21 protein-coding genes are annotated in these 20,635 nt (G+C 54.9%); 2 read left to right on the top strand and 19 right to left on the bottom strand.

The annotated features are described in order from the left end of the window. Positions 1-69: 69 nt before the first annotated feature. Genes ACQZQY_RS12740 through ACQZQY_RS12730 form a run of 3 tightly spaced genes read right to left on the bottom strand, consistent with a single transcriptional unit; the run spans position 70 to position 4,645 of the window. Positions 70-1,311 (bottom strand): cytochrome c, encoded by a 1,242-nt coding sequence (locus tag ACQZQY_RS12740; RefSeq protein WP_431295719.1) that lies wholly within the window; start codon positions 1,309-1,311, stop codon positions 70-72. After that, the gene (locus tag ACQZQY_RS12735; protein WP_217204807.1) at positions 1,311-1,859 is read right to left on the bottom strand and encodes a (2Fe-2S)-binding protein; all 549 of its coding nucleotides are present in this window, start codon (positions 1,857-1,859) and stop codon (positions 1,311-1,313) included. Before ACQZQY_RS12735 ends, ACQZQY_RS12740 begins: the two co-directional genes overlap by 1 nt. Beyond that, positions 1,856-4,645 (bottom strand): xanthine dehydrogenase family protein molybdopterin-binding subunit, encoded by a 2,790-nt coding sequence (locus tag ACQZQY_RS12730; protein WP_431295718.1) that lies wholly within the window; start codon positions 4,643-4,645, stop codon positions 1,856-1,858. Before ACQZQY_RS12730 ends, ACQZQY_RS12735 begins: the two co-directional genes overlap by 4 nt. A 218-nt stretch (positions 4,646-4,863) precedes the next feature. Here ACQZQY_RS12730 and ACQZQY_RS12725 point away from each other — a divergent pair, with 218 nt between their 5' ends. Next, the gene (locus tag ACQZQY_RS12725; RefSeq protein WP_421670283.1) at positions 4,864-5,478 is read left to right on the top strand and encodes a nucleotidyltransferase family protein; all 615 of its coding nucleotides are present in this window, start codon (positions 4,864-4,866) and stop codon (positions 5,476-5,478) included. Next, entirely contained in the window at positions 5,465-6,448 is a 984-nt protein-coding gene (locus tag ACQZQY_RS12720) for an XdhC family protein (protein WP_431295717.1), read from the top strand. The genes ACQZQY_RS12725 and ACQZQY_RS12720 overlap by 14 nt, the downstream gene beginning before the upstream one ends. A 68-nt stretch (positions 6,449-6,516) precedes the next feature. On the opposite strand, the gene ACQZQY_RS12715 is transcribed toward ACQZQY_RS12720, so the two are convergent. The 16 genes from ACQZQY_RS12715 to fabF form a co-directional block, all read right to left on the bottom strand. Then, entirely contained in the window at positions 6,517-7,053 is a 537-nt protein-coding gene (locus ACQZQY_RS12715; RefSeq protein WP_056779168.1) for a glycine zipper 2TM domain-containing protein, read from the bottom strand. A 325-nt stretch (positions 7,054-7,378) separates the two neighbouring features. After that, positions 7,379-8,683, bottom strand: a complete 1,305-nt coding sequence (locus ACQZQY_RS12710) for an NAD(P)/FAD-dependent oxidoreductase (protein ID WP_056778787.1) — start codon at positions 8,681-8,683, stop codon at positions 7,379-7,381. A 310-nt stretch (positions 8,684-8,993) separates the two neighbouring features. Then, positions 8,994-9,536, bottom strand: a complete 543-nt coding sequence (gene ycfP, locus ACQZQY_RS12705; protein WP_431295716.1) for an alpha/beta hydrolase YcfP — start codon at positions 9,534-9,536, stop codon at positions 8,994-8,996. A gap of 51 nt (positions 9,537-9,587) precedes the next feature. Continuing rightward, positions 9,588-10,616, bottom strand: a complete 1,029-nt coding sequence (gene nagZ, locus ACQZQY_RS12700) for a beta-N-acetylhexosaminidase (RefSeq protein ID WP_122095735.1) — start codon at positions 10,614-10,616, stop codon at positions 9,588-9,590. Positions 10,617-10,691: 75 nt separating this feature from the next. Continuing rightward, positions 10,692-11,543: a phosphotransferase gene (locus ACQZQY_RS12695; protein ID WP_431295715.1), complete on the bottom strand. Its 852-nt coding sequence runs from the start codon at positions 11,541-11,543 to the stop codon at positions 10,692-10,694. Then, positions 11,524-12,120, bottom strand: a complete 597-nt coding sequence (gene lpoB, locus ACQZQY_RS12690; protein ID WP_056778781.1) for a penicillin-binding protein activator LpoB — start codon at positions 12,118-12,120, stop codon at positions 11,524-11,526. Before lpoB ends, ACQZQY_RS12695 begins: the two co-directional genes overlap by 20 nt. Positions 12,121-12,141: 21 nt before the next feature. Then, on the bottom strand, positions 12,142-12,510 hold the full coding sequence (locus ACQZQY_RS12685; RefSeq protein WP_056778777.1) for a YcfL family protein: 369 nt from the start codon (positions 12,508-12,510) through the stop codon (positions 12,142-12,144). A 9-nt stretch (positions 12,511-12,519) separates the two neighbouring features. Next, positions 12,520-12,873 carry a purine nucleoside phosphoramidase gene (hinT, locus tag ACQZQY_RS12680; RefSeq protein WP_431295714.1) on the bottom strand — a complete coding sequence of 118 codons (354 nt, stop codon included), beginning with the start codon at positions 12,871-12,873 and terminating at the stop codon, positions 12,520-12,522. 199 nt (positions 12,874-13,072) lie between these two features. Then, positions 13,073-14,506, bottom strand: a complete 1,434-nt coding sequence (gene ptsG, locus ACQZQY_RS12675) for a PTS glucose transporter subunit IIBC (protein ID WP_056778775.1) — start codon at positions 14,504-14,506, stop codon at positions 13,073-13,075. A gap of 39 nt (positions 14,507-14,545) precedes the next feature. Beyond that, a complete protein-coding gene (locus ACQZQY_RS12670; RefSeq protein ID WP_136376920.1) occupies positions 14,546-14,776 on the bottom strand; it encodes a hypothetical protein in 231 nt (76 codons plus the stop codon). 67 nt (positions 14,777-14,843) lie between these two features. After that, positions 14,844-15,638 (bottom strand): metal-dependent hydrolase, encoded by a 795-nt coding sequence (locus tag ACQZQY_RS12665; protein WP_183846415.1) that lies wholly within the window; start codon positions 15,636-15,638, stop codon positions 14,844-14,846. 32 nt (positions 15,639-15,670) lie between these two features. Continuing rightward, on the bottom strand, positions 15,671-16,690 hold the full coding sequence (gene holB / locus ACQZQY_RS12660) for a DNA polymerase III subunit delta' (RefSeq protein ID WP_122095737.1): 1,020 nt from the start codon (positions 16,688-16,690) through the stop codon (positions 15,671-15,673). Then, entirely contained in the window at positions 16,687-17,340 is a 654-nt protein-coding gene (gene tmk, locus ACQZQY_RS12655) for a dTMP kinase (RefSeq protein WP_217204814.1), read from the bottom strand. The genes holB and tmk overlap by 4 nt, the downstream gene beginning before the upstream one ends. Continuing rightward, positions 17,330-18,355, bottom strand: coding sequence for an endolytic transglycosylase MltG (gene mltG / locus ACQZQY_RS12650; protein ID WP_056778769.1), 1,026 nt, complete (start codon positions 18,353-18,355; stop codon positions 17,330-17,332). Before mltG ends, tmk begins: the two co-directional genes overlap by 11 nt. Positions 18,356-18,369: 14 nt before the next feature. Beyond that, positions 18,370-19,167, bottom strand: coding sequence for an aminodeoxychorismate lyase (gene pabC, locus ACQZQY_RS12645; protein WP_431295713.1), 798 nt, complete (start codon positions 19,165-19,167; stop codon positions 18,370-18,372). A gap of 211 nt (positions 19,168-19,378) precedes the next feature. Continuing rightward, a complete protein-coding gene (fabF, locus tag ACQZQY_RS12640) occupies positions 19,379-20,620 on the bottom strand; it encodes a beta-ketoacyl-ACP synthase II (protein ID WP_072158133.1) in 1,242 nt (413 codons plus the stop codon). Positions 20,621-20,635 lie beyond the last annotated feature (15 nt).

The following is a 20,635-nucleotide window of genomic DNA, read 5'->3' as shown; positions in this document are numbered from 1 at the left end:
GTCTGGTGATTAAAAAAAGCCCGGTGAACATATCATTCACCGGGCTTTTTTATGCCTTCAGGTTAACCGCTATGGCTTACGCAGGGCTTTCACCTGTTCCGGCGTGATATCTCCCGGCAGGCCACCAAAAGTCACACGCAGGTAATTCACCATTTCAGCGATTTGCGCGTCGTTCAGTCGGTCAGCAAAACCCGGCATGGACTGCATGCTTTCACCGTTCGGGAATTCCTGCGCCGGTAAACCGTCGAGCACTGAAACGATCAGGTTGCGACCATCAGGCTGGCGCAAAGTGGCGTTGTTTTGCATCGCCACCGCAACATGCGGTTTGCCTGCGCCGTCAGCCATATGGCAACCGGAACACTGGTCGAGATAAGTGATCCGGCCAGCGTCATTGCCGCCCTGCGCGATGCTCACCGGTACCGCTGCGGGCGGCTTGTCGCCCAGTAAATAAGTGACAATGGCGCGATGATCTTCTTCAGTCAGATGACGGGTGCTGAGATCAATAACCTTGTGCATCTCATCAAACGCTGAGCCCTGGGGTGCAAAACCGGTGGCAAGAAAACGGCTCAGATCGGCCGGATTCCAGCCACGCTGCGCCAGTGCATCCGTGGTGATCGCCGGTGCGGTGATGCGCCCGAGTGTCCCGCCCTTCAGGTTATTCTCCGTGTCCATCTGGCCGAGTTTGCCGCGCGGCGTATGGCATTCGCCACAGTGGCCGAGCACGTCCGTCAGGTATTTCCCGCGCTGCCAGTCGGCAGAATGCCCCTGCGAGCTGGCTGGCATCGGGTCAGACGTGCGGAACAACAGATTCCAGCCAATCATCGCCATGCGCTGATTGAACGGGAATGGCATTTCGTTTTCCGGCACCGGCAAATCCACCACCGGGCGCGTCATCAGAAACGCATACATATCGTCAGAATCCTGACGGGTCACGCCTTTGTACGAGGTGTAAGGCATCGCCGGATACAGATGACGCCCGCCCGGCGCCACGCCTTTGGTCAGCGCCAGATAGAAATCCTCAGAGGTCCAGCGGCCGATACCGGCGTCAGCAGACGGCGTCAGGTTGCTGCCGAAGATTTTGCCGAACGGCGTTTCCAGCGGATAACCGCCCGCCAGCGGTGCGCCGCCGGAGGCCGTGTGGCAGGCCGCGCAGTCAGACGCCTGCACCAGATAGCGGCCACGTTCTGTCTGCGCAGTGTCCGCCGTCACTTTCTGCACCGGTGCATCCAGCGTGCGGTTTTCCCGCCACCACAACACCGCAATAACGATGATAATCACCGCCAGCAGCGCGAGGAAAAGACGTTTTTTCATCACGCGTGCTCCCTGATCAGACCCGGCGTTTTCAGCACAACATCACGCACCGCTTCGTAGTAACGCACATAGCCGGTACAGCGGCAGATGTGGTTTTCCAGCGCACCGTTGATAGCACCTTCCAGCTCGTTGAGCGCAATCGGATGTTTTTCCAGGCGTTCAAGCAACAGCGTCGCGGCATTCACAAAACCGGGGGTGCAGTAGCCACACTGGAAACTGTAATGTTCCAGAAACGCCTGCTGAACCGGGGACAGCGTCACGTCGCCCTTATCATCGGTTTTGGCATGGCCTTCCACGGTACGGACTTTTTTGCCGTTGAAAAAATGCGCGCCGGTAATGCAGGTACGCACCTCTTCGCTGGTGCCGCTGTCGTGATCGAGAATAGCCACACAGGCATGGCAGATACCCTGACCGCAGCCGAGGCGGCAGCCGGTCAGCGCGACGTATTCGTGCAGGAAGTCGATCATCATCAGGCCTTCAGGTACGTCCAGCGGGCCGTAATGTTGATTGTTAATGGTCAGCTCTAAGGGCTTAGTTGGGATGCTCATTGTAAAACCTCACGAATATTTTCAGCACGAACGGGCAAATCACGGAAACGGTGGCCGGTGGCATGGGCGATGGCGTTCACCAGCGCGGCGACGACCGGGATCATCACCACTTCGGCCATGCCTTTCGGCGGATCGGTTTCCGACAGCGCAGGCAGGATGTCGCTGGTCTGTTTCCAGACCGCCACATCGCTGGCGCGCGGCAAATGGTAACGGTTGAAATTCCAGGTTCCGTTGCCCGGCCCGTCTTCGTACAGCGGTAAATACTCGTGCAATGCGTGGCCGATCCCCATCGCCAGCCCGCCCTGCAACTGGCCGGACACCAGCTCAGGCACGATCAGATTGCCGCACTCCATAATGGAATGGTGGGTGAGTAATTCGACCTTGCCGGTGGCAATGTCCACCGCGATTTCAGCCAGGGTGCCGACCGCGCTGTAATAGGTCACGGAGGCGTTGTTACGCTGCGTCGGCGGATAATACACCGCGTCACGCGCCAGCGTGCGGAACTCGCCCGCACCGTTTCGCACCGCCAGGCCATCCACCGGAATGCGCTGGCGCACCGTGTTCAGTGTGAAATCGGCTTCCGCCCATTGCCAGCGGTTGAAAACGTGTACCGCCGTGCCGGTCATGCCGTTCATTTCGTAGACTTTTTTCGCCAACGTTTCGAGGCTGAGAATTTGCATGCCGTTGGCGGTCAGGCCGCCTTCAACCCAGCGGGCATCTTCCTTGCGCACGATGTACGGCGCGGCCTGTCCGCCGCCGATGCCGGTTTGCCAGATAGCCATCGCCGCAGGCCATAACCCCTGGTCGAAAATCAGACGCGCGGCTTCGCGGGTGCTGTGGGAGAAATAATAGGCGGAGTTACTGGCGCTGGACGGCGAGCAATAAGACGGCGACCAGCGCGGATTGGTTTGCAATTTGTCCTGCTCTTCCTGCGACATCATGTACGGGTCGCCGCTGGTTTCCACCGGCAATACCGACCAGTCGGTCACTGAGAAATGCGCCTGTTCAGCCGGTTTCCCCAGCCATTCGGCGCACAACACGGATTGCGACGTGGACATCCCCGTCCCCATTTCTGCGCCGCTGTGCCACAGGCTGATTTCGCCTTTTTCACTGAGTTCGACGCGAGCGAAAGAGGTTTCCGCGCCGGTGCCGAAGTCTTTCTGCACGCAACCAAAACCGACGCCATAACGTTTACCCGGATTCTGGCTTTCGTATTCGGCTTTGCGCTTCTGGCGCTGCGTCCATAACGGATGAACAGCGGCTTTTTCCAGCACTTCATCAGCGCGAATTGCGCCCGCAGGAATAGCGCCCTGAGTGTTTTTCATGCCTGATTTCAGGACGTTGCGCAGACGGAACGCAATCGGATCCAGTTTCAGTTCGGCGGCCAGTTCATCCATCATCATTTCGGTGGCGGCCATGCTTTGCAGCGTGCCGTAGCCGCGCGCTGAACCGGCGTCCAGCGCGCGCGACGCCAGCCCGACAGCTGAAAGATCACTTTTCGGGAAGTAGTAAATCGACTGCGCAGCGGTCGCGCCCACCATCACCACCGACGGCGTAAAGTTACTGCGCCCGCCGCCGTCTGCGGTCATTGCCGCGTGGAATGACTGCAACATGCCGGTTTCACGGTTAACCGCGATGTCGTAATTCATATCAAACGCGTGGCGTTTGAGGGAAGACTGGAACTGCTCGAAGCGGTCATTGGCCAGACGCACCGGCAAACCGTCGCCGTACATCGCCGCGACGGCACCGTAATACGGGAAGTTGTAGTGATCTTTCGAGCCATAGCCGACGGTGTAGCAGGGATGCATAATCAGCGTTTTTACCGTGCGGTGCGATTTCGCCATCATGCGTGGCATTTCGTCGGCCACTTCCTGCGGCGACTGGGTTGGCACCACCATATGCAGCGTTTGCGTTGCCGCATCGTACCAGCCGTTGGCGTTATCCGGCTCGAGGGCGGAAGTATCGACGGATTGCGTGGTGAATTTGCGCGACATCACCAGCCAGTCCTGCGGCGGAGAGTTGAGCTCATCGGCCATTTCCCCGGCGTAGAACATGCCCTGTTCATCCAACTTACCGCCCTCGCGCCCTTCCGGCCACACCGGCAGATGTTTACGCATACTGACCGGGAAAACCGGCATGTCTTTCAGGCTGGAGAATTTATCGTCTTCAAAGGCGGTTTCACCCCCTACGCGCACAAAGCGGAAGGTTCCCCAGGGATCCCTTTCCAGCGGGCCGGTCTTCTCACCGTAGCGCACCACGCTGTCTTTGAACTTGAGGGCGTTTTTGGCGAAGCGGAATTTCGCGAAATCCTGATACACCAGAATCGCCACCGCCTGCCCCAGATAAGCCGGGGTTTTGCCTTCCGGCAGCAGCATGTCTTCACCATAGAATGCCGGGAAGGCCAGGCCGTCACGCGCCAGTACATCAGCGGTCACCAGCTGATCGGGCTGCAAATCATCGCCCAGCAGAGAGAGGTCTAACCCGGCATAAATTTTGTCGGCCTGGGTCACGCGAAGGATAAAGGCATGCGCCTGTTTTTGCGGCCAGTGCGGCATGTCCTGCGCGCGGATATCGCGGGCAAAAACCTTCTGCCCCATGACTTTCGCCTTTCCGTCAATGCGGAAACGAACGCGTTTGTTTTGTGCGTCCCATTGTGGCGATTGCAGAATTTTTTCTTCGAACAGCGCAGCGTATGCACGACTGTGCAGCGGCGCGAGATAAACGGAGACACCAGCGATCACAGCGCCTTTAACAAAGCGCCGCCTGGACGGGTTGAAATTGCTCATAAAGTTCCTTGCTTCTTATTGTCTTTCTTATAGTGCGGCGCTTTTACAATTTGTCATAAATTCTAAAAATACCGTTTAACGCGGGCGATTATAGGCAGTCATGTTGCGCTAAGTAATGACGTAATACACATTTTTAATATTTCGTTCACAATTTTGCGCAATAAAATGGGATAATTAATCCTGTTGCGCAAACAATGTACAAAAGGGATGCAAGGAAAATGGCAGGTATTATTCTTCTCGCCGCAGGGCTGGGGAGCCGGTTTATCGCCGCCGGAGGCACAGGTAACAAGCTGAATGCAATTTTGACCCAAACAGCACAAAATGCTGCCACCCTTTTTGACCTCACCCTCCGTCAGGTGCTGAGCAGCGGGCTGCCGGTGCGCGTGGTTACGCGTGCTGAAAACAGTCAGGTTCAGGCAAGTTGCCTGCGTGAAGGGGTGCCTTTCACGCTGACACAGAGCGCCGGCACCGGAGGTTCAGTCGCGGCCGGGGTGCGCGATACGCCAGACTGGGACGGGTGGCTGGTTCATCTTGCCGATATGCCTTTCGTCACGCCGGATATTTTTGCCGCCGTGGCCGCTTCCCTGCCTCTGAAGCCCGTGGTTCGGCCTTACTGGCAAAATCAGCCGGGACATCCGGTGGGTTTTGCCCGCCAGATGCGGGACGCCCTTTTACAACTGCACGGTGACCATGATGCCAGGGAACTTATCCGCAGCCAGCCGCTGTTACGCCTGGATGTCACAACGCCCGCCGTGATCACCGACATCGATTTGCCGGAACAACTTTCTCTTTCTGCGCTTTTTTCAAACGGATCTCCGCATGCAGCATCTTGATAATCAGGTAATTTCTCAGGCGCATGAATGGCTGACGCATCAGCCGGTGTGGTTGTGTACTGTTCTGACGACGTACGGTTCCTCCCCGCGTGCGCCCGGTGCCTTACTGGCGGCGACCGGCAATGGCCGCTACTGCGGTTCGCTGTCAGGCGGATGTGTCGAAGAGGATTTCTTACGGCGCATTGCAGCCGGAGACTATCAGCAGGCCAGCCAGATTGTGCGTTACGGTGACGGCGGGTTAACCCCCGATGTCGCCCTGCCCTGTGGCGGGTCGCTGGATGTGCTGATCGAATATCTGCCCGCAACGCAGGGCAATCTGGATTATCTGCAAAAAATGGGGATGGCGCTGGCCGGACATTTTGCGCTGGATAAATCACTCACCCTGCCCGCCGCCTGCGATCATCTGGCGCTCACGGGCTATCACAGCGCCACCCAGGTGATGCGTGACGGTGACTGCGTCAGATTACACCTGGCGGCACCGCCGCGTTTGCTGATTGCCGGGCTTTCAACCGTCGCGATCTACTGCGCAGACTTTGCCTGTGCGCTGGGCTTTGACGTGGTGGTGTGCGAATGCCGTGAAGAGGTGCTGGAAAATTTTCTGCCTGCGCTCAAAGCTGAGATACGGCTGGAGAAACAGTTTCCGGCAAAATATCTCGAGTTACAGGGTTGCCATGCCAATACGGCGATAGTCGCCCTCACCCATGATCCGCGCATGGATGACCTGACGCTCATGGAGGCAGTGAATACACCAGCGTTTTACATTGGCGCAATGGGTTCACAACGCAACAGCATCCGCCGTCGTGAACGCCTGCAAACCATTGCGGATTTTTCCGCTGAGGATTTCGCCCGTCTTCATGCCCCCGTCGGCTTGCCCATTGGCAGCAAAACCCCCGCTGAGATTGCGCTGGCCGTCATGGCCGATATTGTGAAACACAAAAACGGCCTGAATGCAGCGGATACTGCGGCCTGAGCACGTCGTCAGAGACATAAAAAAGCCTGAGGTTTGCGCCTCAGGCTTTTATTTCCCACTTACCGGTATCAGGAACGGGTAAGCTGCAACTGACCGCTTTTATCCAGCGGGATTTGTGTGCCCGGATCGTGGTCCATACGCACTTTGCCCTGCTGATCGCCTATTTTATAGGTCACATCATAACCGAGCATTTTGTCTTCTTTGTCGTAGACGGTTTTACAACGTTGCTGCTGCGTGCTGTAGGTATCGTTATCCTGCATGCTGCTCTGTACACGGTTACCCGCATAGCCACCGCCCAGCGCACCGGCAACTGTCGCCACATCACGGCCACGACCGCCACCAAACTGATGCCCCAGAACGCCACCCGCGACAGCGCCCAGCACGGAGCCGGCGATCTGATGCTCATCCTGAACAGGACGACGGTGAGTCACGGTAACATTGCGGCATTCCTGACGCGGCGTTTTGATGGTTTCTTTAATTGGCGTCGCGCTGACAACCTGCGCGTATTGCGGGTCAGATGAAAAGACATTCATGCTCGCCACACCGGCAATGCCTAATGCCGCAGCCACACCAATACCGACCCCAGCTAACATTGACTTGTTCACAGGACTTCCTCCGAAAATGTTACCACGCATATTGCGCCTGACTCAGGACACATACCTCAGTGGAAAACTTCACATCCTGAGGTTCGGCGTGCGTGAATCGCCGGCTGTAAACTTGTTAAAGTTTGTACCTGGAATGGTTAAGGAACAATAAGACGAAGTCTGTAAGTGAGAGAAATGCGGGTGTAACGAGGTGTTTCAGAGCATTCTTAGCGGACAAACTAGTTTTCGTTGGCAGGAGCATCTGGTCAGCAATAAAAAAGCCTGCGGGAAGCAGGCTTTCAGTGACCAAACCGTGAGGAAACGATTCAGCGGTCGGTCAAAAAAATCAGTGCAGTTTCAGACGCGGGCGGATCACCCGGTTGATTCCGCCTACCAGCATCATCAGGCCGGTTTTGATGTAACCGTGCAACGCAATCTGGTGCATACGGTAAAGCGACACATACACCAGGCGCGCCAGACGCCCTTCCACCATCATCGAACCGCGCATCAGGTTGCCCATCAGGCTGCCGACGGTGCTGAAACGGGAAAGAGACACCAGTGAACCATGATCTTTGTAGACATAAGGTTTCAGGCTCTGACCTTTGCGCTGCGCCATGATATTAGCAAAGCAACGTGATGCCATCTGATGCGCTGACTGCGCGCGCGGCGGCACAAAACCACCTGAGGGCTGCGGGCAGGATGCGCAATCACCGATCGCATAAATGTCAGGGTCGCGTGTGGTTTGCAGCGTTGGCTCAACCACCAGCTGATTGATACGGTTAGTTTCCAGCCCGGCGATGTCTTTCATGAAATCAGGGGCTTTGATACCCGCCGCCCAGACCATCAGATCGGCATCAATGAATTCGCCAGACTTGGTGTTAAGACCGTTTTTATCCGCACTGGTGACCATCGTTTGGGTCAGAACACGCACGCCCAGCTTGGTCAGCTCCTGATGGGCCGCCGCAGAAATACGCGGTGGCAATGCCGGCAGAATACGTTCACCGGCCTCGACCAGCGTGACGTTCAGCGCTTCGCTGTCCAGCCCTTTAAAGCCGTAGCTGTGCAGCTGTTTCACCGCATTATGCAGTTCAGCAGACAGTTCAACGCCGGTCGCGCCGCCGCCGACGATAGCAATGTTCACTTTCTTTTGCTTATCTGCGCTGGCTGAGAATTTGAGGAACAAATTCAGCATTTCGTTGTGGAAACGGTGCGCCTGATGCGGGTTGTCCAGGAAGATGCAGTGGTCTTTCACGCCCGGCGTGCCGAAGTCATTAGAGGTACTGCCCAGCGCCATGACCAGCTGGTCATAAGCGATATCACGCACAGGCACCAGCATTTCGCCGTTTTCGTCGCAAATTTCAGCCAGTTTGATGGTCTTATTTTCACGGTCGATATCGGTCAGTGAACCAATCTGGAACGTGAAACCGTGGTTACGTGCATGCGCCAGATAGCTCAGGGCATCAACACCATCATCCAGGCTGCCGGTAGCCACTTCATGCAACAGTGGTTTCCACAGGTGGCTGTGATTACGGTCGACCAAAATGATCTCCGCTTTCTTTTTACGGCCAAGCTTATGCCCGAGGCTGGTCGCCAGTTCCAGACCGCCAGCGCCGCCGCCAATTATGACAATTTTCTTCATTGGTGATGTCAAAATGACCCCCTCAAATGTGAACCATTTGTTATATAAGAGTTAAAAAATAATCCTTATATTACATAGGGTTGCTTAAGTTAATTCGGTATCTGAGTGGGAGGATATCATGCGTGGTGATTTGGTCATACCAAAATTGATGTAGGTCAATTTAAAATGATTTGGTCTGATTGTCCTGATGAAATGGCACGCATTTTGACATTTTTAAATCAGGCAGTTAGCGCGTTCCGCGTGAAAACACCACCCGATGCTCTCTGCCGCCCATAAAAAAACCACCGCGTGGGGCAGTGGTTTTGATGGGATATAAACATCTTCAGGCGATGGTTTTGAAGGCTTTGATCCGCTGCAAATGCCTCGAGATATCCTTGAATTTATGGCTCTGTTTTTCGTCCCATTCCACAGGATAATAATGATGCAATTTCTCGGCCGTCTTGCTGCTGTCGAGCACGCCGTCTTCGCGGGACAGAATCACCAGGCAGCGGTCGCGGTTTTTCTCACGAAAATCGCTGATGCACTTGGTGGCAATGTCTTCATACTCTTCGGGACGGTCAATCTTTCCGGCCATATTGTCCTGCGGAGATAAATTCGGATTGAACATCACCTGGCGGATACCGCACAGGAAACCAATGCGCTCCGCCCAGAACCCCCCGAGGCCGACGCCGCAAATCAGCGGGTGCGGATCCTGCGTTTCGTGCAGCACTTTATCGACTTCTTTCAGCAGATGCTGCATGTCATGGCGTGGATGCAGCGTGCTGTAACTGATAAAGCGCACGTCCGGGTCAATAAACTGAAGCTGTAAAACCTTCTCGTGGTTACCGGGGCTGGTTGAATCGAAACCATGCAAATAGATAATCATCGTTTACCTCATCCTGAATGTGCGTTGACACCCTCTGCGGTCCGAAAACCGTTACCGGGCAGCCTGTTTGTGTTCCTGCCAACGGGCATCGAGCGCCGTTAAGTCACGGTTTGCCTGCTGCCAGCGGGTTGAATTGAGCAAATCCTGACGGGCCTCTTTTCCACTGTACCGGCCGCGATGATACAACTGTGCAACACGCTCTGCGTTGACCGGCGACAGGTTATCGAGCACGCTGACCGCGCCCTGACGGTTGTTACAGGCAAGGATCATATCGCAACCCGCATCCAGCGAAGCCTGTGCCCGCTCCGGATACGTGCCCATGATGGCCGCGCCTTCCATCGAGATGTCGTCAGAGAAAATCACGCCGTCAAACTTCAGTTCCTTGCGCAAGATTTCCTGCAACCAGTAAGGCGAACCGCTGGCCGGTCGTGGATCGGCCTGGGTATAAATCACGTGCGCAGGCATGACCGCATCCAGCAATTTACGCTGGTTGAGCTGACGGAAAATCGCCATGTCGTGCTCGCGGATTTCTTCCAGCGGACGATCGTCACGCGGTGTCTCTTTATGAGAGTCAGCGCTGACCGCGCCATGCCCCGGGAAATGTTTGCCGGTGGTTTTCATACCGGCAGAATGCATCCCGAGAATATAGCGTTCGGCCATCTCCAGCGCTTTTTGCGGCTCTGCGTGGAAGGAACGTTCACCAATGGCGGCGCTGATATGTCCGATATCCAGCACCGGTGCGAAACTGATGTCGATATCCATCGCAATCATTTCAGATGCCATCAGCCAGCCGCTTTCCTGCGCCAGCCTCCCCGCTTCCTGAGGCGCATTCAGCGCGGCAAAAGATTGCGCGGCGGGCAGACGGGTGAACCCGTCACGAAAACGCTGCACGCGGCCGCCTTCCTGATCCACCGCCAGCACCAGCCGGTCGTGCGATGCCGCACGGATCTGACGGATCAGTTCATGCAACTGTTCGACGTCGTGATAGTTACGGGTAAATAAAATCAGCCCGCCAACCAGCGGATGCTGCAAAATTTCACGTTCTTCGGCATCCAGCTCATAGCCAGCCACATCCAGCATTACAGGTCCCAACAAGATGGCCACTCCTTTTCAATCAATTCAGATAAGCAATTCAGCATTCATCACAGGCGCAGTTCAACGCTGGCGGTGCAGCGGCTGGGCCCATTCACAATATTTCAGCTCGCCGGTTTGCTGCCAGCGCACTTCAAACCACATCAGCATCAGGTAATCCACCCAGGGTAACCAGCGGTTGACCTGCTGCTGTAAAAGCGCTAAATCCCGATAACCGCCCGCGGACACGTAGCGCTGTAAAAACGCGCGCTGTTGAGCAAAACTCCAGCCGTTGCCCCGAATAATGGCAGCCAGCTCCAGCGCGATGTCAGCGTCAGCGGCGTATTCCCAGTCAATCAGCCGCAGCCCCTGCGGCGTTGCCAGCACGTTGCCGGCGTGAATATCCATGTGAACCAGGGATAACCGCAGCGGCGCGGGAGGCGGCGTACGCATCATCTTTTTATGCCATCGCAACCAGCGCGGCGTCAGACGACGGCGGTCCACGTGCTGCCAGTAACGGGCAAATTGCTGATGTAAATTCAGCCGGTAACCCGACAGAGGCAACTGATGCAGTAACACCAGACTCTCGCTCAGCGCCTGCTGCCCGGCCGTGGCGGCAAAAGCCTGCCCGGTCAGCGGTGTGCCGTTGATCCAGTCCACCAGCAACCACGGCGGTGAATAAAGTCTGACACAGGGGCCGGGATAATGCCGGGCGATATGCCGCAAAACACGATGTTCGCGGCGTCTGTCCGCTCCGGAAATCTGACGATCAGGTGACTGATATCGCGCCAGTAAATCACCGGCAGGAGAGCTGATTTTCCAGCTCTCCCCCGTCAGACCGGCCACCGGCGACAAATGAAAACCGGCGGTTTTCACCGCCGGATAATGCTGTTCAATCAGTTGCTGTAATTGCGCGTTAATTCTGAACGGCGCCACGGCCAGACCAGACAATTTCACCGCTCGGCGCGGTAATCAAACGCATGGACATGGTCGGTGATTTCACATCGCCGCTCACCGTGCTGTAGAGCACGTACTGCGCTTTGACGATATTGGCCAGACCGATGGCCTTGCTGACTGACGCCAGGCTGTCATCCGGCGATAACCCCAGCGATTGTTTGGCAGAAGCCAGCTGTTCAGCCGGGATCACCTGGAAGGTCGTGTTGTTCGCCAGCGCCGTGCGTAAAGCATCGGTGGCTTTGGCGGTTTGCAATGAGCCGTTGGTGCTATTTTTCACACTGTCGACCAGCAGAACACTGCCTGACTGAACGCCATCTGCTTTCAGCATTTTCGCCAGCATCGGTTGAACAGTGGCTGTCCAGTCAATGTTGGCAAACTTAGGAGGCTGAGGAACAGGAGGAACGGTCGGTTGCTCTGGCACCGGCGGATTCACCGGCGGCTGAGGCTGCTGCGGTTGCTGGGGTTGTTCCGGCTGCTGTGGCTGTTGCTGGTTTGGCAATGTACAACCGCCGAGGATCAATGCGGCCATTGCCACAATGAGGAAATACTTTTTCATCAACCTACTCCGTCGAGAACATTAGAGATAAAGGTAAAGACGCACGCTGTCCGCATCAAGATTACCATTCAGGGAACTGACTTCCAGACTGCTGTTGGCAGGCACGGTGACCGTTCTGGGTTCGGCAACGGGCAGTAAATCCAGCCCTTGCTTGTCGTACCAGAAGAAACGGTAATGCAACGTCACGGCGTGCGGCTGGTTGTTATTAAGCGTACTGGTGGCTTGCTTTTGTCCACCGGATTCACCGACAGAGGGCGAGCTGGGGATAATCCCTGCCGTCAGCACGGGCGATTCCATGACCACTTTTTGTTGATTATTCAGCGCAATGCCCGGACGACTGCTGCACCCTATCAACAAAAGCACCGGCAATATTGCCATCAAAAATCGCATTTTTTATCCTTACTGACGTGACAGCAATGGACCCAGCGCGCGGCCACCGACCAGGTGCATATGAATATGATAAACCTCCTGCCCGCCGTCACGGTTGCAGTTCACGATCAGGCGATAGCCGCTTTCAGCAATCCCTTCCTGCTCTGCAATTTTCGCCGCCACGATCATCATGCGGCCAAGCGCTGCTTCGTGCGTGGCATCCACATCATTCATGGTCGGGATCAGCACGTTCGGGATAATCAGAATATGGCTTGGCGCCTGAGGAGAAATGTCGCGGAACGCGGTGACCAGTTCATCCTGATAAACCACATCGGCAGGAATTTCACGGCGGATAATTTTGCTGAAAATTGTCTCTTCGGCCATCTTAACTGTCCTTAACAAAGTAAAAAGCGATGTACGCAGTATGGGTCAGAATTTCCATTCCTTTCAACCTGATTACGCTTTTAGCTGCTTAATTGCCGCAGAAAGCGTCAGCCTAAGCCCGCGCACGCCCTTGCCTTAAATCGCAGGCATGAAAAAAGGAGGCCGAAGCCTCCTTTCTCAGAACAGGTACCGCTCAGCATTAATGGCTGCGCATGTACTCATCCATATCGGTTTTCAGGTTGTCAGACTTGGTACCAAAGATTGCCTGAACACCAGAACCTGCCACAACCACACCGGCTGCACCCAGTTTTTTCAGGCCAGCCTGATCAACTTTGGAAATATCAGCCACGCTGACACGCAGACGGGTGATACAGGCATCCAGGTTGGTGATGTTGTCTTTGCCGCCGAAAGCCTGAACCAGAGACGCAGACATTTCTGAACCGCCCTGAGTCGTGGTTTCGCTTGCAGAGTCTTCACGACCTGGCGTTTTCAGATCCAGTTTGGCAATCAGGAAACGGAAGATGCTGTAATAAACTACCGCATAAACCGCACCCACCACTGGGAACAGCCAGATGCGGCTGCTGTTGCCGCTCAGCACGATGAAGTCGATCAGACCGTGTGAGAAGCTGGTGCCGTCACGCATCCCCAACAGGATACAGATTGGGAACGCCAGACCTGCCAGAATCGCGTGGATCACATACAGGATCGGCGCAACGAACATGAAGGAGAATTCGATCGGCTCAGTGATACCGGTCAGGAACGCAGTCAGTGCAGCGGAGATCATGATGCCGCCGACTTTTGCACGGTTCTCAGGTTTCGCTGAGTGCCAGATAGCCACAGCAGCTGCCGGCAGACCGTACATTTTGAACAGGAAGCCACCAGACAGTTTACCCGCAGTCGGGTCACCCGCCATGTAACGTGGGATGTCGCCGTGGAACACCTGGCCCGCAGAGTTGACGTACTCGCCGATTTGCATCTGGAAAGGAACGTTCCAGATATGGTGCAGACCAAACGGAACCAGTGCGCGTTCTACCACGCCATAGATACCGAATGCCACTACCGGGTTCTGGTAAGCAGCCCATTGGGAGAAGGTTTGGATCGCGCTGCCGATAGGAGGCCAGATGAAGGACAGAACCACACCCAGAATAATCGCCGCCATACCGGAAATGATTGGCACAAAACGTTTGCCCGCGAAGAAACCCAGATATTCAGGCAGCTTGATGCGGTAGAAACGGTTGAACATGTATGCCGCAATCGCACCGGAGATAATACCGCCCAGTACGCCGGTGTCCGCCAGATGGCTGGCTGCAATTTCTTCAGCCGGTAAATGCAGAACCAGTGGAGCCACAACCGCCATGGTTTTGACCATGATGCCGTATGCCACAACGGCCGCCAGTGCAGAAACACCGTCGTTGTTCGTAAAGCCTAAAGCAACGCCGATAGCGAAGATCAGAGGCATGTTAGCGAAGACTGAACCACCAGCCTCGGCCATGACATGAGAAACGATCAGCGGAAGCCAGCTAAAGTTTGCAGAACCGACGCCAAGCAGAATACCTGCGATTGGCAGTACGGAGACTGGCAACATCAGCGATTTACCGACCTTCTGAAGGTTTGCAAACGCGTTCTTAAACATAATTGAGTGTGCTCCTGAGTAATGATGCTTTTTGATACTTCATGCGGTGTAGCCTGATAACTCACCGCGTAGCAAGCGGTCTGAAACCCCGTTGCCGTCGGGTGTCTGAGCACCCCTTTTAATTTTTACGCAGGGTAAAATAAATCCCTTTGTTAATGTTTGATGGCAGTCACGTTTTTCTGAAAAATGCTGAAAAACTGGATTAAAAACCGTCACTTTCACACGAAAAATCCGAATGAGGCTTTCCCGACAACCGAAAAACGGTGCCAAGATACCTCATTCAGACGATTAATTACGAGGTGAAAAATAAATCCAGCGAATATGACTAAGCTACAGCCTAGATCAAGGAGGAAGTGTCGACATGAAATAATCGTGAAAAGTTCTGAGTTGTCGCCTCTGCCAGTTGCTCCAGACTGACGCCTTTAAGCACCGCCATGTATTCGGCAACATCACGCACGTAAGCAGGCTGATTTTCTTTTCCACGATGAGGCACCGGTGCCAGATACGGCGAGTCAGTTTCCACCAGCAGACGATCCAGCGGCACGTAGCGGGCAACTTCGCGCAAGGCTTCGGCATTGCGGAACGTCACGATGCCGGAGAAGGAAATGTAAAAACCCAGATCCAGCAGGAATTCTGCTGTCGGCAAATCTTCAGTGAAACAGTGCAGAACGCCTCCGCATTCCCCGGCATTCTCTTCTTTCAGAATATCCAGCGTGTCCTGGCGGGCATCGCGGGTATGGACGATCACCGGTTTATTCAGCGCACGGCCAATGCGGATGTGCTCGCGAAAAGAGTCCTGCTGCAACTTCAGCTGGTGCGCTTCTTTCTGATAGAAATAGTCCAGACCGGTTTCGCCCATCGCTACCACTTTCGGGCTGGCGGCCAGACGGCGCAGTTCCGCAAAGTCATAACCGTCATCAATATTCAGAGGATGTACACCGCAGGAAAACGCCACATCAGGGCGATCGCCAATCAGTTGGGTCATCGCCTCATAGCCAGGCAGCGTGGTGGCGACCGCCAGCATGAATTTCACATCACGCTCACGGGCCTTTTCCAGCACGTTGTCCACGCCGGAATGCAGTTCGTTATAATCCAGGCTGTCGAGGTGACAATGGGAATCGACTAAAAACATAGTGGTTAACTCATTACGATTGAAAGTGGGGTTCAGCGCGACAGGTCAGAACTGAAGTAAGAAGGGACAACTGCGCCCTGCAACATATGTTCCCATTCGAGCAATTGTTCCGTCAGCAGCAGTTCGCGGTTCACACCTGTAATGGAGAGCAACTGCTGACGGCACTGCATCCATGCCGATACGGATTGTTGCAGTGACGCATTGGACTGCGCGCTGGCAAGCAACGCGATCAGAGGTTGCTGGTCATGATTAACGATAAACTGCGCAGCCTGTTGCTGCCATTTGATGGCATCCAGCAGCAGCGAAGCCAGCCAGCTGATGCGGTCTGCGGCATCATCATGGTTCAGCTGTGGCAGCAGAGCCAACATATCCTGCTGCTGACACTGGGTGAAAAGCTGCTGGCATAGCGCCAGACGCTGTTTCCAGCGTTCCGGCTGCAACAGTTCGAGCGCAGAAAGAGGCGCCCCCTGAGTCAGGCGTAATGCGGTTCTGACCGTTATCACATCTGCGCTGAGCTGACGGTTGATCCACTGAACCGACAATGCTTCTTCGGGCACCGGCAGATGCCAGTAGAAACAGCGGCTGCGGATAGTCGCCAGTAACGCAGAAGGTTCACGGCAGCCCAGCAGAAAATAGGTTCCGGCCGGAGGTTCTTCCAGCGTTTTGAGCAAAGCATTGGCTGCCGCTTCCGTGAGTAATTCAGTCTGCGGGATCCACACAACTTTCGCCCCGCCCTGCTGCGAATAGTTGTAGAGCGTCTCAATCAGCTGACGCACCGGATCAATACCCAGTGAGCTTTTGCCCTTTTCGGGCTGCAGCACATGCCAGTCAGGGTGGTTTCCGGCGATCATCAGCTGGCAGCTGTGGCATTTGCCGCAGCTTTTCTCGCCGTCTTTATGCTGACACAACAACCAGCGGCTTAGCCCGTAGACCAGCGCATCGTCGCCCATGCCTGCCGCAACATGCATCAGTACGGCGTGATGGCCCCGGCCGGTCTGATACTGTCCAATCAGCTGACGATAGGGGGCGCTGAGCCACGGATACCAGCTCATGATGCGCGGCCTTGCGCCAATGATTGTTCATCGAACCAGTTTTTCAGCGTCTGTTCGATAGACGCAGTCACCTGTTCGATAGTCTGAGAGGCATCAATGGTTTTGATGCGGCTGTCCTGACCAGCAAGTTCCAGATAACGGGCACGCGTGCGTTCGAAAAACGGCAAGGCTTCCTGCTCAATACGATCCAGCTCGCCACGGGCGCGGGCTCGTTGCAGGCCAAGCGCGGGTGGAAGGTCAAGATAGAGCGTCAGATCGGGACGAAAGTCACCCAGTACGGTGTCACGCAGCGAACTCATCAGCGCCGCATCGATACCCCGGCCACCGCCCTGATAGGCCTGGGAAGAAAGATCATGACGATCCCCCACCACCCATGCGCCGCGCGCCAGAGCGGGCAGGATCACCGTCTCAACCAGCTGAACACGCGCTGCGTAGAGCATCAGCACTTCAGCTTTCACGGTAGGTTTTTCACCGTCCACGCCGCGTTTAAATAAATCCCGCAGCTTTTCCGCCAGCGGCGTGCCGCCGGGTTCACGGGTAAAAACAATTTCTTCGACACCATGTTGGCGTAACGCATTCACAACCACTTCATGAGCGGTCGTTTTGCCCGCCCCTTCAAGGCCTTCAATTACAATGAAGTTACTTTTCATTCTTATTCTTCAGAGCCTCTAAATACACGCGAACCGCCTTGTTATGATTCACAAGGTTAGTGCTGAAAGTATGCCCGCCTTTGCCGTCAGCGACAAAGTAAAGATAGGGCGTTTTTGCAGGGTGTGCCGCAGCCTGAAGAGAAGCTTCACTTGGCATCGCAATGGGCGAAGGCGGCAAACCGGAAATGACGTAGGTATTGTAAGGCGTTGGTGTCTCGAGATCTTTTTTGCGAATATTGCCGGTATAACTTTCGCCCATGCCATAAATGACCGTCGGATCGGTTTGTAAACGCATTCCAATGCGCAAACGGTTAATGAATACCGATGCCACTTCTGCGCGTTCACCCTTGACTGCCGTTTCCTTTTCGATGATTGACGCCATTGTCACCAACTCAGCAGGCGTTTTATAGGGTAAGGCATCCGCGCGCTCCTTCCAGATATCCGCAACGGTTTTTTCCATGCGCACGTGCGCACGTTTAAGCAGCGATAAATCTGTCATGCCCGCCGTGTAGTGATAGGTATCAGGATACAACCAACCTTCGGCATTTTTCGTGTCGGTCATGCCCAGCGCTGCGGCGATCTCTTCCCCGCTTTTGCCTTTTAATTCGTGTTTAATAAACTCTGAATTATCCAGAACCTTCATCCAGTCACTGAGCTTAAAGCCTTCGACGAAACGAATGCTGAACTGCGCTTCTTTGCCACTTTTCAGCAACTCGAGCATCTGGCGCACGGTCATACCTTTCTCAAAACGGTAAGTGCCCGCTTTGAATTCACTCAGTTCAGGCTCAAGGCGCAACAACCATGGAAACCACGGATTGGGCTTCATGAGTTTTTTATCGATCAGTAATGTTTCCAGCACCACGCGCCCGGTGCCCGCTGGCAGGGTAAAAATGGTTTCACTGCTGACGTTAATCGGACGGTCAGCGAACTGTTTCACTTTATGGTAGGAAAATGCCGCCATCCCGAGCAGGATCAGGACAATCAGGGCGAGGATTTTAGTTTTTTTGTGTGTCATAGATTGTTCACTTTTTAACAACTGTGGCGCAGGAAATCGTATAAATGTCGCGAGGAATAATGGCGTTCATTCACTTGCGTCACCGGTAATAATGGCATTAATGCGTTACAAATCAGGATCTCATCAGCATCGGCCAGTGTTTCCGGCGTTTCACTGACAATATCGACTGTCCAGTCTGACCTTGTACGCAGCTCCCGAATAATGTGCTGGCGCATAATGCCGTCCACACCGGACTGCGATAAATCCGGGGTGTAAACGCGATTCCCCTTGCGCCAGAATAAATTGGCCGCACAGCATTCCACCAGGCAACCGGAAGTGTCAACCACCAGTGCCTCATTGGCGTCCGTCTGGTCAAGATGCATGCGGATCATGACCTGTTCAAGCCGGTTTAGATGTTTGATACCGGCCAGCAATGAATTTTTGCTTAACGTGACCGGGCTTGATATGAGCTTCACGCCCTGCTCACGCCACAGGTGATAATGGGCAGGATAATCTGAGAAAGAGACAATGCGCGATGGGGCACTGCATCCTGCGGCGCTGTAACCGCGCCCTCCCTGACCGCGGGTGAGGATCGCTTTCACCACGCCCTGAGCATGTCCCGACGCGGCCTGCATCATTTCGGACTCAAGCGCCTGCCAGTCAGCCTGAGTAATACTGAGGGCGCTGGCGGCTCGCTGCATGCGGGCAATGTGTAAGGGCAGAAACTGAATGTCTCCCTCAATCACCCGCGCGGTTGTAAAGCACCCGTCGCCAAACTGCACCGCCCGGTCGCCTGCCGGCAATGCATTTGTCACCACACCGTTAATCCACATGGTTACACCCTCCGGGCATCAAAATTTCTGTCAGCAGAGCCTGCGGGAGCAGGCTCATCTCAGCAAGTGGAGCATTCCGACTTTACCGCACTGCAATATACAGCTGGCATCAACACGCATTCTGTTGAACTGCCGTTTGAGGGCGCCCTTTCATCCAGACAGCAAAAAGGCCCGATCAACGGGCCTTCTATTTCAGTCATCACCGACTGACTCAGATCTTACGGAACACCAGTGAACCATTGGTGCCACCGAATCCGAATGAGTTACACAACGTGTACTCCATATCTTTGACCTGACGTGCTTCGTGAGGCACGAAGTCAAGGTCACAACCTTCATCCGGATTATCCAGGTTGATGGTTGGAGGAACCGCCTGATCGCGCAACGACAGAACCGTGAAGATAGATTCTACCGCGCCGGCAGCGCCTAACAAGTGTCCGGTCATCGACTTAGTGGAACTGACCAGCACGCGATGCGCATCCGCACCAAAGACAGATTTCACCGCCTGAGCCTCGGCTTTATCTCCCGCAGCGGTGGATGTGCCGTGCGCGTTGATATAACCCACAGAAGAGGCAGAAATACCTGCATCACGTAACGCATTTTCCATTGCCAGCGCAGCACCTGCACCGTCTTCCGGTGGTGAGGTCATATGGAAGGCGTCGCTGCTCATGCCAAAACCGACGATCTCAGCGTAAATCTTCGCCCCACGTTTGCGGGCGTGTTCATACTCTTCCAGCACCATAATGCCTGCGCCGTCACCCAGTACGAAACCATCACGATCTTTATCCCAAGGGCGACTTGCCGCCTGAGGGTTGTCATTGCGCGTCGATAACGCACGGGCCGCGCCAAAACCACCCACACCCAAAGGGGTACTGGCTTTTTCTGCGCCGCCTGCCAGCATCACGTCAGCGTCGTTATACGCGATAATACGTGCCGCATGGCCAATGTTGTGTACGCCAGAAGTACAGGCTGTAGCAATAGAAATGCTCGGTCCACGCAATCCAAACATAATGCTCAAATGGCCTGCGATCATGTTTACGATGGTGGAAGGAACGAAGAAAGGACTGATTTTGCGTGGTCCGCCGTTAACCAATGAGGAATGGTTTTCTTCTATCAGACCAAGCCCGCCGATACCGGAACCGATCGCCGCACCAATGCGGGGCGCGTTCTCAGCCGTCACTTCTAGCCCTGAGTCTTGCATCGCCTGAATACCGGCGGTAATACCATACTGAATAAAGGCATCCATCTTGCGGGCATCTTTGCGCGGGATGAACTCTTCACAGTTGAAATCTTTAACTAAGCCTGCAAACCGTGTTGCGTAGGCGCTAGTATCAAAATGGTCGATCAGGCTAATGCCACTCTGACCGGCAAGGAGAGCGTTCCAAGTGGACTCTACAGTATTGCCGACAGGAGACAGCATGCCCAGTCCAGTCACTACAACTCGACGCTTAGACACGGGTGTCCTCCAGGG

It is taken from the genome of Rahnella sp. PAMC25559, from assembly GCF_050632365.1.
Lineage (GTDB): Bacteria > Pseudomonadota > Gammaproteobacteria > Enterobacterales > Enterobacteriaceae > Rahnella > Rahnella rivi.
Note: the sequence above shows the minus strand (reverse complement) of the source record. Positions and strands in the feature narration are given on the sequence as shown.

What these genes read in the sequence shown, in the direction of transcription:
- ACQZQY_RS12740 (WP_431295719.1), bottom strand. Translation starts at nt 1,311, where the DNA reads ATGAAAAAACGTCTTTTCCTCGCGCTGCTGGCGGTGATTATCATCGTT.
- ACQZQY_RS12735 (WP_217204807.1), bottom strand. Translation starts at nt 1,859, where the DNA reads ATGAGCATCCCAACTAAGCCCTTAGAGCTGACCATTAACAATCAACAT.
- ACQZQY_RS12730 (WP_431295718.1), bottom strand. Translation starts at nt 4,645, where the DNA reads ATGAGCAATTTCAACCCGTCCAGGCGGCGCTTTGTTAAAGGCGCTGTG.
- ACQZQY_RS12725 (WP_421670283.1), top strand. Translation starts at nt 4,864, where the DNA reads ATGGCAGGTATTATTCTTCTCGCCGCAGGGCTGGGGAGCCGGTTTATC.
- ACQZQY_RS12720 (WP_431295717.1), top strand. Translation starts at nt 5,465, where the DNA reads ATGCAGCATCTTGATAATCAGGTAATTTCTCAGGCGCATGAATGGCTG.
- ycfP (WP_431295716.1), bottom strand. Translation starts at nt 9,536, where the DNA reads ATGATTATCTATTTGCATGGTTTCGATTCAACCAGCCCCGGTAACCAC.
- nagZ (WP_122095735.1), bottom strand. Translation starts at nt 10,616, where the DNA reads ATGCTGGATGTGGCTGGCTATGAGCTGGATGCCGAAGAACGTGAAATT.
- lpoB (WP_056778781.1), bottom strand. Translation starts at nt 12,120, where the DNA reads ATGAAAAAGTATTTCCTCATTGTGGCAATGGCCGCATTGATCCTCGGC.
- ACQZQY_RS12685 (WP_056778777.1), bottom strand. Translation starts at nt 12,510, where the DNA reads ATGCGATTTTTGATGGCAATATTGCCGGTGCTTTTGTTGATAGGGTGC.
- hinT (WP_431295714.1), bottom strand. Translation starts at nt 12,873, where the DNA reads ATGGCCGAAGAGACAATTTTCAGCAAAATTATCCGCCGTGAAATTCCT.
- ptsG (WP_056778775.1), bottom strand. Translation starts at nt 14,506, where the DNA reads ATGTTTAAGAACGCGTTTGCAAACCTTCAGAAGGTCGGTAAATCGCTG.
- ACQZQY_RS12665 (WP_183846415.1), bottom strand. Translation starts at nt 15,638, where the DNA reads ATGTTTTTAGTCGATTCCCATTGTCACCTCGACAGCCTGGATTATAAC.
- holB (WP_122095737.1), bottom strand. Translation starts at nt 16,690, where the DNA reads ATGAGCTGGTATCCGTGGCTCAGCGCCCCCTATCGTCAGCTGATTGGA.
- tmk (WP_217204814.1), bottom strand. Translation starts at nt 17,340, where the DNA reads ATGAAAAGTAACTTCATTGTAATTGAAGGCCTTGAAGGGGCGGGCAAA.
- mltG (WP_056778769.1), bottom strand. Translation starts at nt 18,355, where the DNA reads ATGACACACAAAAAAACTAAAATCCTCGCCCTGATTGTCCTGATCCTG.
- pabC (WP_431295713.1), bottom strand. Translation starts at nt 19,167, where the DNA reads ATGTGGATTAACGGTGTGGTGACAAATGCATTGCCGGCAGGCGACCGG.